Genomic DNA, 14,588 nt, shown 5'->3' on the forward strand with positions numbered 1-14,588 from the left:
GAGTCTGGCATGGTAGAATTTCGTCATCTGAAAACACTGGCCGCACTTCGTGATGCGGGTAGCCTAGTCGAAGCGGCTGATCGTATACACCTAACTCAATCAGCACTTTCTCACCAAATCAAAGACCTCGAAGACCGCCTTAACTGTTCCTTATTTATCCGAAAAACCAAACCGATTTGCTTTACCAGTGCAGGAAAACGTCTACTTGCATTAGCTGACGAGCTACTGCCTATGATTCGAAATGCCGAGAGAGATATTGCTCGACTTGCAGGCGGAGAAACAGGAAGGCTGAATATTTGCATTGAATGCCACAGCTGCTTTGACTGGTTAATGCCAACGATTGACCACTTTCGTCACAATTGGCCTGAAGTCGAAATGGATTTATCAACAGGATTTAGCTTTTTACCCTTACCCGCTCTTGCACGTGGAGATCTGGACTTAGTTATCACCTCCGATCCAGAACCCAAAACAGGCATTGAGTACGTCCCCCTCTTTAGTTACGAGTCTGTCCTCGTAATGAATACTAAACACCCTCTTACTCATCACAGGTTTATTCAACCTAGCGATATTAAGCCTGAAACACTCATCACCTATCCTGTTGATCAAGCGCGACTGGATGTATTCACTCGTTTCCTTGATCCGGCTGGCATTGAACCGAATCATACACGGACATCCGAATTAACCGTCATGATCATGCAACTCGTGGCCAGCGGCCGCGGCGTTTCAGCCCTTCCAAATTGGGCCGTTGAAGAATACCTGCAGCGCAATTTAGTCACGGCTAAGCCCTTAGGTGAAAAAGGCCTATGGTGCACACTCTATGCCGCCATTCGTGAAGAGCAAGTGCAAGCTGAGTTTATGCAGGATTTCCTGAATACCGCCAGAGACATTACCTTCCGGAATTTACCTGGGATAAAAACAGCTTAAACCTTGTTTATTAGCGCTAAAACCGTAAACTCTAGGCTTTTACAAGCCATCTGATAAGAGTATTTATGGAACATTGGAGCCCAAAAAGCTGGCGAACTAAGCCTATCGCACAACAGCCTGTCTACACAAATCAGTCAAGCCTTGAGTTAACTGAAACCCAGCTGGGCCAACTGCCGCCCTTGGTGTTTGCTGGAGAAATTCGCTCACTGACACAATCCCTTGGCGAGGTTGCGCAAGGCAAAGCCTTTCTATTGCAAGGTGGAGATTGCGCTGAAAGCTTTTTGGAGTTTAATGCCAATAAAATTCGAAATACCTTTCAAGTCTTATTGCAAATGGCGGTGGTACTGACCTTTGCAGGCAGCTGTCCTGTTGTCAAAATTGGCCGTATTGCAGGTCAATTTGCAAAACCTAGATCGGCAGGCACTGAAATCATTAATGGCATCGAACTACCCAGCTATCGTGGCGATATCATCAACGATATCGAATTCACGGCAGCCGCTCGCGAACCTGATCCCCAACGCATGATTGCTGCCTACCATCAATCGGCATCGACGCTCAATTTATTGCGTGCGTTCGCCACAGGTGGTTACGCCGATCTCCATCAGGTGCATCGTTGGAACCAAGGCTTTGTTGAGAAAAGCCCTCAAGGGGAAAAGTATCAACACCTTGCCGATCAAATCACACAAACGCTGGCCTTCATGGAAGCCTGCGGCATCAATGCACAAAACACACCTCAGCTGCATGAGACCTCTCTATACACCTCACATGAAGCCTTACTGCTAAACTATGAAGAAGCACTGACCCGCCAAGACAGCCTCACGGGGCAATGGTATGACTGCTCTGCCCACATGCTCTGGATAGGTGATCGTACCCGTCAAACCGATCATGCCCATGTTGAGTTTTTAAAAGGTGTTCACAACCCTGTTGGCATCAAAATTGGTCCAAGCACCCAAATCGACAGCTTACTAACCTTGCTCGACACGTTAAATCCTAAGCGAATACCGGGTCGCATTACGCTGATTGCTCGCATGGGGGCTAATGCCATCAAAGAACTTTTACCTCCTTTGGTTCGGGCCGTTAAGTCCTCAGGTCATCCAGTGGTCTGGAGCTCCGACCCAATGCACGGCAACATAATCAAAGCCTCCAATGGCTACAAAACACGCAGTGTCGATGCCATTTTGACCGAAATGAAAGGCTTCTTTGAAGTGCACCAAGCTGAAGGGACTTACGCAGGCGGGGTTCACTTTGAAATGACAGGTGACAATGTCACTGAGTGCATCGGTGGTGCTTTTCAAATTACAGAAGAAGGCCTTGCTGACCGTTATCATACGCACTGCGACCCAAGACTAAATGCGGATCAGTCGCTAGAACTCGCGTTTCTGATTGCCGATACCTTGAAGCACGCGCGAGGTTGATATGGAAAAGCTGCTTAGCTCTCTTCTCAGCCATGAAGACAATCGTTTACGTCTTTTTGATATGGGCCGCCGTGTCAGTAAGCTATCAATAGATTTGTTTACTAAGGTTGAGCAAAATTTAGTGCCCTACCCCATGCCATTTCTCCATCACGCGTGGATAGGCATGCTGATGTGGAATCCCAAAAAGAAAGATGAAAATCTCATCTGGTTTTTAAAGTTTCCATTAGATGAACAAGGTTTTTTAGTGCAGGCCGCCCGCGATGATATCGTGAACCGCCTCCTGCAGAATGCGCTCATGCCCGATATCAATAAAGAGGATGCACTGAAGGACAATCCCTTCTCCTTTACACCTGATGCAGAGAAAATGGCGATTTTCCATGCACAGGCAGCCTTGATTTTAGGACAACCCGCTTCCCAGTACTATGAAGATGTCCAGCAGTACCTATCAGTTCAACGCCCGCATGAGTACTGGGAAAATTTAGGGTTACAAGGGATTGCTGATTTCATTGTGCGATTAGATCAGGGCACCAATGAGCTGTGCCTCTGTACGAATTTCGACAAGCTGCCGCCGCCCCTAATGCAATCCATCTCACGCTTGCTGGAGCATAGTCAACCTAGCTATACACTCCTCGGCGCTTTGAGTCGACACTTAAGTGGATTACTCGAACAAGAGAGCAGCTCAGTCGACTTGATTGCAGCATTGGTCAGAGCTATTTCAAACACAACACTCACACAACCTCGTGATGAGCTGATTGTAAAGGTACTATCCAGCCCATACGCAATCAAAACTGAAGTTTTGCTTGCCATCGCGACTCGAAATCTGACCAGCCTGTATCAGCCAGAGATTTTACAGGTTTTTTTGGAAAAACTTGCCATTTGCGAAGCCGGACAGCAAGCGTTTACTCGCATACTGTCTGACTTAATGTTTTTACCGGAAATGCGTGCATTAATCCTAAAAGCCTTTAGACATAATGAACAATCCGACGCTCTGAGACAAGCGATAGGTGCAATGCTTGGGCAGCAACGCTCAGCCTCTCACTAGCAGGCGGCCGGACTTGACACTGGTTCAGTGCAGAAAAATCCGAATGGCTCTTAGGCTACTGGAATGCCGTTAGCGCCCTATCGAGCGCTGTATCAGACAGGTAAATCAAGGTTCAATCCTAAGGATTGAACCTTAGCAATTGACTGCTCTCGAAAACGCTCACGCACACGTGAGCCTTTCGGCTTTGTTAGATAAAATAACAGTGTTGCCGCTAACTCCGGTGATACATCTTGCTCCTGCGCAAACTCAGCGATAAGAAGAGCCGTTGTTGTATCCCGCTTGTCTTCGATCCCCTTGTGTACAGGTTTGTGAAGCGATTCACCCTGACGAACACGTCGACACAGTTGCTCATAGGCAAGCTGGAATGCAGGATACACCTGTCCTTCTTCTTCTGTTCTTAAACGAAACCAGCCCACTTCTTGGCCTGCAAAGTACACCGCAGGGTGACTCCAATCATAAACACTTGGCTCGTGAGCATGAAAGCAAGCTTCAGTATAGGCTTTATAGGTTGAAGGCAAACCAAAATCGCCCTGCAAACTTCGCAGTATATTCAGGAACTCAGAAATAGATGGCATCCAAGCAAGCGTTTCTTTACAGCGATTGACAGCCGCTACTAGCTCAGACTCGCTATAGCTCCCTAGACTTAACGCCCACTCTCTCTTAGCTAAACGTATCTCGTGCTCTGTCTCAAAGCAACTTTTGAATTTATGACCATAAATTGCCATAAAACGAGCAAAAATCATATTCACATGCGACTTAGTTTTAACCGAAATTAACTCAGACTCTTTCGTTTCAGAGACTGTATCTTGACTACCAGTCGGTGTCCTTGATGTCCATGATGGCCGCGGTAACCCGTTTTCGGCTTTCGCGAGTATCTCGTCGGGGGTTTTCATTCACACTACCTGTCAATAATTGATCTGAACGCTTGTCACGAGCCTCTTGAGACTGCTGCTTAACCCATTCGCGCTTAACCCATGCTAAGAATTTTTGATCCCAGTTGGTTTCACGTTTATTATCCTTGGCCAACCAATACAACACAAACTCATCCAAACACGTCTGTGCAAATTCACTAGGAATCGAATGGCGAGCTAAAAACTCGTGAAATGCCGCCGAAGGCTTCCAATGCATTGACATGGGCACCATCCGTTGATTGCGCTCTTCGTGCTGTTCAAAAATGGCCTCTAACTCATCTTTTTGTCGGCGCCAGCCATTGGTCCCGCCAAACGTCGGCGCAGGTCCGCGTGAAACCTTAGGCGCTTCGGGCCTGGCTCTAGGCGGCAAGTGATCGTATACAGGTAAGGTATTGTCTGTATTAGCCGAGGCAACAGGAGGAGCGGCATGAACACTCACCTGCTGCGGCTGAACGGTTGAACTAGACCCCATCTTAGCCTTTACTCTAATCGTACCTGCTGCACCGAAAGATAACACCAGTACACCTTGCCGACTCAAGCTTTCTGCAATTTGCGTGAGGTAATCCGCTTCCCAAAAGCTCGCCAAGTCATGCCACTGGCGATTCGAAAACATGACTTCCGTGTAGCCTTTGCCGTCTGGCAAACCATTCACCAGTAACGAGTCCCTCAACAATGAAAGCAAAATGGCCTCATCAGCACCAAAGCGTTTCGCTAACGAGGGATAAAACAAAATCGGTTTTTCTGGAAAAAAGTCACTCATACTGGACTCAACTATTGTACAGGGGTAATTAGCCATCCTTTGCAAAGTCTTCAACCGCTCTTAAAACATCACTGCGCGAAATCATCCCGACCAGTTTTCCACTTTTGACAACAGGCAAACAACGACGTCCTTTTGCAATAAAAATATCTGAGACGGCAATAATATCCGCATCATGCGGAACCGTATCAACCTGCATAGACATATAGTCAGAAATATGTCCGCCACTACCCATCTCCTCCTCATGATAGGTTTGACTTAAAATCGCACGTAAACAATCCACTTCAGACAAAATACCTACGAGTCCTCCATCCGCATCAATCACTGGAAATGCAGAAAGCTTGTATTCCCGGAGTGCACTGATGGCATCGAACAAATCAGTTTCGGGGCGGAAGGTCACGAGCTTAGTGGCCATATAATCTTGAGCTTTGACAGATCTTAACATGTCTGATTCCTCCAAACGCTAAACTTAATAGAGATTGTCACTCATCTCCATCTCACATTAAGTGTAGCGTATTTTTTATGAATGAGAGGTTCAGACACAATAAATTCGTACAACGAATTAGGTTAAGTCCTTGAAGACTTAAGCAAATACAACCGTTTTATTGCCATGAACCAACACTCGATCCTCAAGATGCCACCGCAAGCCTCTTGCCAATACTGACTTCTCTACATCACGGCCCAGTCTAACCATGTCTTCAGGATGATCCCTATGGGAAATACGCGTCACATCTTGGTCAATAATCGGCCCGGCATCCAGATCCTCTGTCACGTAATGGCAGGTTGCACCAATTAATTTAACACCTCGCTCATGTGCTTGGTGATATGGCTTAGCTCCCGCAAAGGAAGGCAAGAAGCTGTGATGAATATTGATAATGCGATGCGGAAAGTGCTCACAAAGTGCCGGGGGCAGTATTTGCATGTAACGTGCTAACACCACAACATCCGCTTGGTATTCAGCGATGAGCTGTTCAATTTTATCAAAATGCGGCTGCTTATCAGCTGGGTCCACGGGCACATGATGGTAGGGAATTCCATGCCACTCTACCATGCTGCGCAGCTTATCATGATTTGAAATGACACAAGGAATTTCACAAAACAGTTCTTCACTGTGAAAACGGTACAACAAATCAGCCAAACAATGGGACTCTCTGCTGGCCATTAGCACCACTCGTTTTGGCTTAGCGGAATCCGTAATATCCCACTCCATGTTAAACGACTGAGCAATCGGTCTAAAGGCTTCTTTCAATGCGTCTAAAGAGAAAGGCAAGGTCGCTGCAGAGATTTCAACACGCATAAAAAAGTAATTGCAGCCGGGATCCGTATGCTGGTTAGCATCGGCAATTGAGCCGCCATGGCTGGATATAAAATTACTGACCATTGATACAATGCCCACACGATCGGGACATGACAATACAAGGCGATAACGGCGATCCATGATATACCCTATCTGCTAAACAAAACGCTGATTTTAACAGGAACTCCCCCAGTCTACTAACACTTGATTCCCCTACCTGAGAAGTGTTTTCCTTTTCAATGAATGAAATAGGATTGAACATCAATCAAATATTCGCTTTACTTAGAATCAAAATCGTCTGATTTAATATGACGAAATAAAAATAGTTGGTCATGCAATCACATGATGCATACCTATAAAGGATTCTGTTTATGACGCATGCCCCCGAACGCATGGCTCCCTTAGCCGCTCGCCGGTTAGGTATTGATACTCATCACGAGCCAACAATTTATCTTCGAAAAGACAGCCCCGTGTGTCGCTCTGAAGGATTTGATAGTCTACCAAGAGTTCTAGTGACCAGCTCGGGTAGCCAATCAATTGTTGCGTCTCTCAATATGATTACCTCAAATCTACTCAATGAGAATGAGGTCGGTTTTTCAGAATCCGCGTGGAAACACCTGCAAATAGAGAGCGGAGGCCCTATCTGGTTATCACACCCAAAACCGATTCAATCCATATCACATGTGAGAGCTAAGGTCTATGGCCATAAGCTCGACCTTCAACAGTTTGAAAGCATCATCAACGATATTGCTGAAGGCTATTACAGCGATGTTCACCTAGCCGCGTTCATTACGGCCTGCGGCGATGATCACTTAGACGATGACGAGATCACTTATTTAACACAAGCTATGGTGAACTCAGGAAGCCGACTTGATTGGCAGTTACCTATCGTTTTAGACAAACACTGTGTCGGAGGGCTACCCGGAAACCGCACCACTCCGATTGTTATCTCCATCCTCACCGCTTGTGGAGTAACCATCCCTAAAACATCGTCACGCGCGATCACCTCGCCTGCGGGGACGGCAGATACAATGGAAACCCTAACCGAGGTCAGCCTTTCGATTGAAGAGATGCGGGAGGTTGTTAAGCGAGTGGGCGGCTGCCTTGCTTGGGGAGGCTCTGTCAAACTGAGTCCCGCTGATGATGTCCTCATTCAGGTAGAACGTGCTTTGGATATTGACAGTGAAGGACAGCTCATTGCTTCGGTTTTATCTAAAAAAATTGCTGCAGGTGCAACCCATGTGTTGATTGATATCCCGGTGGGCCCGACAGCAAAAGTCCGCAGTCAAGTGGCTGCGGATAAACTGGCCAATAGCTTTAAAGCCGTTGCTGAAAAACTCAATTTAACACTCAAAATCCTATTTACAGATGGCAGCCAACCCGTGGGTAGAGGCATTGGCCCGGCGCTAGAGGCGTACGACATACTTGCCGTTTTACAAAACCAGCCCAGCGCCCCTGAAGACCTCAAACAACGTGCCGCAGATATTGCAGGTGCCATGCTGGAAATGATTCAACCCTTATCTCAAGGTGAAGGAAAGATAAAGGCCCTAGAAACCATAGAAACAGGGGCTGCATGGAATAAATTCATGGCCATTTGCAATGCACAAGGGGGAATGAAAATACCACCAGTGGCTTGTTATCGTTATGCACTGATCGCTCACGAGACTGGCGTCGTATCCGCTATTGATAATCGCCAATTGTCTAAAATTGCAAAACTAGCTGGGGCACCTGCCGATGCAGCGGCAGGAGTAGAACTCCACGCTAAACTGGGCCAGACTGTGCAACCGAACGATCTGTTATTAACTTTACATGCAGATAGCATTGGCGAACTCAATTATGCTGTCGATTATCTGCTAAACCATCCAGATATTATCCAATTATCGCCCCAATCAGACACCCAAAAAGAAGAAATACAATGAAGACACTTGTTTTTAACCTAGAATCGGATGCTGCGCTAGCCGCTCAGATTACCCATGCTTTACAGGCAGAAGCAGGCTCCCTCGAAATGCGGCACTTTCCTGATGGAGAAAGCTATTTAAGAGTGCATGATCGCTGTATTGATCATTCCTGTATCATTTTTTGCAATCTTTTTCACCCCGACGAAAAAACTCTTAAACTCTTATTTTTAGCCGATACTCTAAAGGAGCTCGGTGCACGCCAGCTCATTCTAGTCACTCCTTATTTAGCCTATATGCGTCAAGATAAGCGCTTTCACGAAGGTGAATGTGTTAGCTCAAAACCCTTTGCCAAGCTTCTATCTCAGGCGTTTGATGGCTTAATTACAATTGATCCGCACCTGCATCGTTATCATTCACTATCTGATATATACTCAATCAACACTCAGGTTGTCCCAGCCGCGCCTCTTATTGCTCGCTGGATCAACAAGCACATCAGTCAACCTGTCATCATTGGTCCAGATTCAGAAAGTGAGCAGTGGGTGTCTCAGGTCGCAGAAATGGCCCAAGCTCCCTTCCAAATTTTAGAAAAGGAACGTTTAGGGGATTACCAAGTCAATATTTCAACACCTGAGTTAAGTGCCTACCTTGAGCACACCCCAGTTCTTGTGGATGATATTATTTCCAGTGGGCGCACAATACTGCGTACTCTAGAGCATCTTGAGTCGGCGAACATGAAAAGAGCAACCGCAATTGGTGTTCATGGCATCTTTGCAGGAAATGCCTATGAACTGCTTTCTAGTAAAGCGGATGTTATCACCACTGATTGCATTCCCCATATCAGCAATCGTATTGAAACGGCAAGCGCTTTATCAAAGGCGATACGCATAATGCAACAATCACTTTAAAACAGGTTTTTGAATGAACGACGTTATCAATTTACTTAACCAGCACCGCTCAATCCGAAAATTTACCGAACAAAGCGTTCCAAACGAATGGATTGGAGAAATCGTTAAGGCAGGACAAGCTGCCGCAACCTCAAGTTTCATCCAAGCCTGTACAGTTATTCAAGTCAGCCAAGGGGATACGCGCGATCAACTCGCGCAATGCTCAGGCAATCAGATATATGTCGCACAGGCACCCGTATTTTTAGTTTTCTGTGCCGATATGCACAGGCATAAAGATGCTTGTGAACTGCACCAACAACCCATGCTCAGTGGCTACACTGAACAATTTTTGACAGCCTCGCTCGACTGTGGACTCTTTGCTCAGAACTGTGCCGTCGCGGCTGAATCTCTGGGTTTAGGCGTGGTGTATATTGGCGGGCTGCGCAATCAAATTGCACGCGTTTCAGAACTATTGGAGCTCCCTGAATTAGTCTACCCTGTCTTTGGGATGTGCTTGGGCTTTCCAGATCAAAATCCTGAGGTTAAACCACGACTTCCATTGGAAATTGTCTTAAAACAGGAAAAGTATTCTGTTGATGCTGACGTTAAGCTCATGCCAGAATACGATGCCCAAGTACAGGAATACTATAGAACCCGCACGGGTGGCGGTAAAGAAATGACTTGGACGGAGCAAATATCAGGCATGCTCGTCAAAGAATCTCGCCCACACATGTTGCCTTTTCTAAACGAAAAAGGGTTTTTACTTAAGTAGTCAAGCGCTAGGACGACAGGCTTCTTCCTTGCCGTCCTACTCTCTGAGACAACTCACAACTTAAGACAAATGGATGATCCACTCTTTGATCCAGTCGAGGGCTACACCTTCAGGATCTGCTGTCTCACAGGCATCAATCAATAGAACTTCCCCTAAACGCTTTGCCTGCAATTCTTGCAGCATCTCATCAAGCATTCGACCCGCGTCGGCAAAGCTATCATATGAGCTGTCCCCTAATGCAATCACTCCGTATTTTCGATCCGGCATTAGAGGAAACTCATCTTTTAACGATTGATAAAGCGGATAAATATTATCGGGCAGCTCTCCTTGCCCAGTCGTCGAAGTACAAATAAGCCAAACGGCTTCAGGGTCTTGCTGCAGCTCGGCCAAACTAAAGCTCGAAAAAACCTCGCTTTCGTGCCCCTGCCCTCTCAAAAATTCAGCGCACTCTTCAGCCATTGATGTACTATTGCCGTATACCGATCCTACTAAAAACACAACCTTCGCCATATACTCTGTCCTCTCAACTATTCTGATAGCATCATAATAGATTCGCACACGCCATAACACATTAAAAATGCAAGGGTATTTAATTCAAAGTAATCATGAACGTAAAGACCGTCTTCTAGCTGTGTACTTCGGCCAATCTTGCAAATCACCTATCAATGCCTCAGAATTGTTACTTTATAACACTTAAATAGCCTAGGGTAATTATGCAAAGAATTACAAAAGTGCCCACTAATATCATCACTGGATTTCTCGGCAGCGGAAAAACAACAGCGATTAATCAACTCATTAAACAAAAACCTGAGGATGAAGTTTGGGCTATTTTAGTCAACGAATTTGGACAAATCGGAATTGATTCAGCATTGATGGCCAATCAAGATAATCTTCACATTAAAGAGCTTGCCGGTGGCTGTGTCTGTTGTACGTTAGGGCCTAGTTTAACGATTACACTTGCAATGCTTTTAAGAAGAGTAAAACCCCATCGACTCATTATCGAACCAACAGGACTCGGTCATCCGGCTGGGATCGTCGATGTGTTAACCGGTATATCATTCGAAGAAGCAATCGATCTTCGCTCCATCATTTGCGTACTCGACCCTGCCGTCCTTGAGCACCCTGGAATATTGGCCAATCCCATTTTTACCGATCAACTTAACCTTGCCGATATCGTCTTAATTAACCGATGCGATCTAAGTCCGGCCAGCCTTTGCCAAGAAGCACAACAGGCCTGCGAAAACTTATTCCCACCAAAAGAGTCTGTACTTAGGACACTTTTTGGCGTCTTTCCTTTAAGCTTACTCGACAATCCGCGCCAGTCCTTTGAAAGCATGGAACCTTATACACGCCATGCAGGTGCAAAGAAAGAGCTGCCTCAAGTCGCGTCTAACACGCAACAGACCTCTTTGGCCTTTACACCTATGTACTCCGAACCCAAACCAATGCCCGGAAAACCGGTTCGTAAATCTCATGCGCAAGAAGGAATATTTACGCATGGCTGGGTTTTTGATGCAAAAGACGCTTTCGAGTTTGATTCACTCAAAGCCGAATTAGACAGAATGACGCATCTCATGAGATTAAAAGCCGCGATTAAGATTGGACACACTTGGGTCAGTTATAATCGCGTCTTTCAAGATGCATCTGTACTACCCCTCGCGTGGAGAAAGGACTCACGCTTTGAAATAATCAGCGACACTGCTCTCGACCCTGATGAGATCGAGCAACGTTTAGTCAAACATTTAGTCTCAAGCCAATAAACCTCGGAGCCAACTAGCTGATCATGGCAGGCATTTGTCGGCGAACACAATTCCTGCCCGCTGCTTTCGCCGCATAAGCAGCCACATCCGCGCGCTTATAGATGCTCGAAACCGTCTCCGATGGTTCACACTGAACAACACCAAAGCTCGCGGTTACCGGTATATACACGCCTGATATTTCAAGAGGATACTCGGATACGTGCTCACGTAAACGTTCTGCCAAATAATGAGCTTCTTCTAACGCTGTGTCAGGTAGGAGTATTCCAAACTCCTCTCCGCCTAAGCGTCCAATCGTATCCATTTCGCGTATTTCATCTTCTAAAAGCTTAACAACTTGACGTAAGACCTCATCACCAATGGAATGCCCATATCTATCATTGATCTTCTTAAAATGATCAATATCCAAAACAATTAAACTCAGGGGTGTTCCATGGCGGCGAAAACGAGCCGTTTCATACTGTAGTTTTTCGAAGAAGATTCGTCTATTTTTAACACCCGTCAGAAAATCCATGCTCGCTAAATTCTTCAGTTCAATATACTGTCGATGACGATCTGTGATGTCTCGCGTTGAGCCATAAATCGTTGCGATAATTCCAGGAGCCGAAAAGAAAAATTTAATGGTTGACTCTACCCAAACCTGACGACCAAATTTGCACTGAATTTCAAACTCGAAGAGCTCATCGCACTCCGAACCGGTGCGACCAGCTTCGTTAATTTGTGTAATTTCCTGAATACGCTGCGCTAATTGACGGCGAGTATCTGCATTGATCAAATCAGAAATGGGCTTATTCAACACTTCATCCACTTCAAAGCCAGTTAAACGCTCAACAGATGGACTAACATAGGTCATTTTGAAATTTTCATCCATCACCCAAATGACGTCATGCATGCTATCGGTAATTAAGCGTAAGCGTGATTCTGTGTTTTTGCGTACACGAATTTCTTTTTTAAGATTCTGGTTCAAGCGATGTTGACGGTAAATCATCACCATGAATAAACACAAAACCAATAGAGTGAGTGTAGAGACAAACTTTAACCAATCAGGAATACGTACAGTTTCCATTTTAGGCGGTATAAAAGCTTCTAAATTAAAGGACCCTGGTAAGAGATTTAGCGAATCATATGCGTCTGCAATCATCTGCCATCTGACTGGGTTTGAGTGACCAATCCCTATCAATCCAGGTGATACTAATTCTCGGATTTGTTTTGCTTCATATAGCAAATGCTCACGGCTGCGATTAACACCGTAGGTGTTTAAAAGAAGATCTATAATCTCGTCAGGATGCTCTAATGCATACTGCCAACCTTGAATACTGGCCTCTACAAATGCCTGAACCATTTGAGGCTGCTGTAAATAGAGCGCACGACTCGTAAAAAGGGTATCGCCATAAAAATCAATACCTGAATCAATGGGCCGCAAGAATCGAACAGGGTTACCACTTTGCTGAATAATAAAGGGCTCATCGGTGATACGCACGGCCATAGCGGCCACGTCCCCCGTAATCAGGGGCGTAATACTAGGAACATGTCTAACCAATTGAAAATCGTCTAATCCACGCCCTTGTTGACGTAAAAAAACATCGATAGAGGAAGTTTCAGCCCCCAACATAATTCGCTGATTGGTCAGCGCCTCTAATGAGGTGAAGTTTGTGTCCCGCAATGTGATGAGCGCTAAAGCAGAATGTTGAAAGATGGGGGCCAACGCAACAATTTCATACCCAGAGGCACTATCAATGACAAGTTCAGAACCTGCAATTGCAAAGTCAACACGACGCTCAACGACGGACTCAACCGTACGCTGCTCTCCACCAGCTTCTAAGATATCAACTGTTAGGCCTGCAGCTTGATAAAAGCCTTTATGCACAGCTGCATAATACCCAGCAAACTGAAACTGATGGCTCGACTTTAGTTTTAAGCGAACACGCTCATTTGCACTTAAAGTAGCCGGAGAGATGAAAAGCACAAAGAAAACTGTAAGCCATACAAAAGGCTTTAGATATATAGAATTAAAGCGGGAAGATAAATTGGGTTCATCCATTGAAATCAACAAGCTGGCCTCCATGCTTATTTAACAATTGGATAATCCTATAACCCAACGTATCGCAAGTCCAGATATTTGATTGATATAGACCTGAAAACTTCTCAGGACAATCTAGGTTAAATATATAAAAAATCATAAAAAAGTGGGCGCCTAGGCGCCCACTGTCTTCAAACTGCGCAGTGTTATTTAGATAACAGTTACGTTCTCAGCCTGTGGGCCTTTCTGACCCTGAGTTACTTCGAAAGTAACCTGTTGGTTTTCTTGTAATGAACGACGACCTGTGCCGTTGATTGCACGGAAGTGTACAAATACATCCGGACCGTTTTCCTGCTGGATAAAACCGAATCCTTTCTCATCGTTGAACCATTTTACGGTGCCGGTAACTAGCTGTGACATGTGTAGCCTCTTTCTTTTACGTAATTGCCAAATATTGGCATTTTTCCAAAAGACCAGTAAATTCTGGTCCGGTTTCTGTTCTAGTAACTGCTTTGCAGTAACTCTGAACGCTTTTTAATTCTACAACCTAAATGTTACAGAATTGAATTCTTTGTTTAAGCATAGACGAAAATAATTGCTTTTCCAGTAATGAATCGAAAATAATTTTTAAAAAAGATTTTTGTTTCAGAAAATATTCAGGGAAGGCAGATATATTTAACGACTTGCTGGATGCACGCTGGGAGTTTGACAAAAAATTAGCTAGGACACGAAAACCTAGGCCATTGGCCTGAGAGTGTTCAAATTTAGCTTTAATAGTATTTACGTGCATCAAATCTTCTATAACTTAATTCCAGCAACATTGCTGGTTGCCCCGGTGAACCATTTCACGGAAGCTCCGTGATTCGTACACAGACACCCTCCGGGAAGCATCTGATAAACTCACTATACAC

Annotated in this window: 14 protein-coding genes; 7 read left to right on the plus strand and 7 right to left on the minus strand. The window is 45.3% G+C overall.

What is annotated here, in order from left to right; all coding sequences use genetic code 11:
* The first annotated feature begins 9 nt into the window (after positions 1 to 9).
* From DN062_RS07880 to DN062_RS07890, 3 genes are all read left to right on the plus strand, one after another.
* Positions 10 to 924 (plus strand): LysR family transcriptional regulator, encoded by a 915-nt coding sequence (locus tag DN062_RS07880; RefSeq protein WP_112158772.1) that lies wholly within the window; start codon positions 10 to 12, stop codon positions 922 to 924.
* A gap of 65 nt (positions 925 to 989) precedes the next feature.
* A complete protein-coding gene (locus DN062_RS07885) occupies positions 990 to 2,339 on the plus strand; it encodes a class II 3-deoxy-7-phosphoheptulonate synthase (protein ID WP_112158773.1) in 1,350 nt (449 codons plus the stop codon).
* Position 2,340: 1 nt separating this feature from the next.
* A complete protein-coding gene (locus tag DN062_RS07890) occupies positions 2,341 to 3,381 on the plus strand; it encodes a DUF3549 family protein (RefSeq protein ID WP_112158774.1) in 1,041 nt (346 codons plus the stop codon).
* 92 nt (positions 3,382 to 3,473) lie between these two features.
* Here the strand turns inward: DN062_RS07890 and DN062_RS07895 are convergent, their stop codons facing one another.
* The 4 genes from DN062_RS07895 to purU all read right to left on the minus strand — a co-directional run bounded on the left by DN062_RS07895 (position 3,474) and on the right by purU (position 6,487).
* Positions 3,474 to 4,274 (minus strand): replication protein P, encoded by an 801-nt coding sequence (locus tag DN062_RS07895; RefSeq protein ID WP_239995736.1) that lies wholly within the window; start codon positions 4,272 to 4,274, stop codon positions 3,474 to 3,476.
* On the minus strand, positions 4,192 to 5,052 hold the full coding sequence (locus DN062_RS07900) for a DnaT-like ssDNA-binding domain-containing protein (RefSeq protein WP_112158776.1): 861 nt from the start codon (positions 5,050 to 5,052) through the stop codon (positions 4,192 to 4,194). Before DN062_RS07900 ends, DN062_RS07895 begins: the two co-directional genes overlap by 83 nt.
* A 28-nt stretch (positions 5,053 to 5,080) precedes the next feature.
* Complete coding sequence (locus tag DN062_RS07905; protein ID WP_112158777.1) at positions 5,081 to 5,494, minus strand: CBS domain-containing protein; 414 nt, start codon at positions 5,492 to 5,494, stop codon at positions 5,081 to 5,083.
* 138 nt (positions 5,495 to 5,632) lie between these two features.
* Positions 5,633 to 6,487 (minus strand): formyltetrahydrofolate deformylase, encoded by an 855-nt coding sequence (purU, locus tag DN062_RS07910; protein ID WP_112158778.1) that lies wholly within the window; start codon positions 6,485 to 6,487, stop codon positions 5,633 to 5,635.
* A gap of 230 nt (positions 6,488 to 6,717) precedes the next feature.
* On the opposite strand from purU, the gene DN062_RS07915 reads away from it, so the two are divergent.
* From DN062_RS07915 to nfsA, 3 genes are read left to right on the plus strand one after another with little or no spacing between them, the layout of a single operon-like run.
* Entirely contained in the window at positions 6,718 to 8,265 is a 1,548-nt protein-coding gene (locus tag DN062_RS07915; RefSeq protein ID WP_112158779.1) for a thymidine phosphorylase family protein, read from the plus strand.
* The gene (locus DN062_RS07920; RefSeq protein WP_112158780.1) at positions 8,262 to 9,149 is read left to right on the plus strand and encodes a ribose-phosphate pyrophosphokinase; all 888 of its coding nucleotides are present in this window, start codon (positions 8,262 to 8,264) and stop codon (positions 9,147 to 9,149) included. Before DN062_RS07915 ends, DN062_RS07920 begins: the two co-directional genes overlap by 4 nt.
* A 13-nt stretch (positions 9,150 to 9,162) precedes the next feature.
* On the plus strand, positions 9,163 to 9,900 hold the full coding sequence (nfsA, locus tag DN062_RS07925) for an oxygen-insensitive NADPH nitroreductase (RefSeq protein WP_112158781.1): 738 nt from the start codon (positions 9,163 to 9,165) through the stop codon (positions 9,898 to 9,900).
* Positions 9,901 to 9,960: 60 nt separating this feature from the next.
* On the opposite strand, the gene DN062_RS07930 is transcribed toward nfsA, so the two are convergent.
* Positions 9,961 to 10,410, minus strand: a complete 450-nt coding sequence (locus DN062_RS07930) for a flavodoxin (RefSeq protein ID WP_112158782.1) — start codon at positions 10,408 to 10,410, stop codon at positions 9,961 to 9,963.
* A gap of 203 nt (positions 10,411 to 10,613) precedes the next feature.
* Between DN062_RS07930 and DN062_RS07935 the strand changes: the two genes are divergently transcribed.
* Positions 10,614 to 11,660 (plus strand): CobW family GTP-binding protein, encoded by a 1,047-nt coding sequence (locus tag DN062_RS07935; protein WP_112158783.1) that lies wholly within the window; start codon positions 10,614 to 10,616, stop codon positions 11,658 to 11,660.
* Positions 11,661 to 11,673: 13 nt separating this feature from the next.
* Here DN062_RS07935 and DN062_RS07940 read toward each other — a convergent pair whose 3' ends face one another.
* Complete coding sequence (locus DN062_RS07940) at positions 11,674 to 13,710, minus strand: diguanylate cyclase (RefSeq protein ID WP_162301270.1); 2,037 nt, start codon at positions 13,708 to 13,710, stop codon at positions 11,674 to 11,676.
* Positions 13,711 to 13,887: 177 nt separating this feature from the next.
* Positions 13,888 to 14,097 (minus strand): cold-shock protein, encoded by a 210-nt coding sequence (locus tag DN062_RS07945; protein WP_036511316.1) that lies wholly within the window; start codon positions 14,095 to 14,097, stop codon positions 13,888 to 13,890.
* Positions 14,098 to 14,588: the final 491 nt, after the last annotated feature.

This window comes from Nitrincola tibetensis (assembly GCF_003284585.1).
GTDB lineage: Bacteria > Pseudomonadota > Gammaproteobacteria > Pseudomonadales > Balneatricaceae > Nitrincola > Nitrincola tibetensis.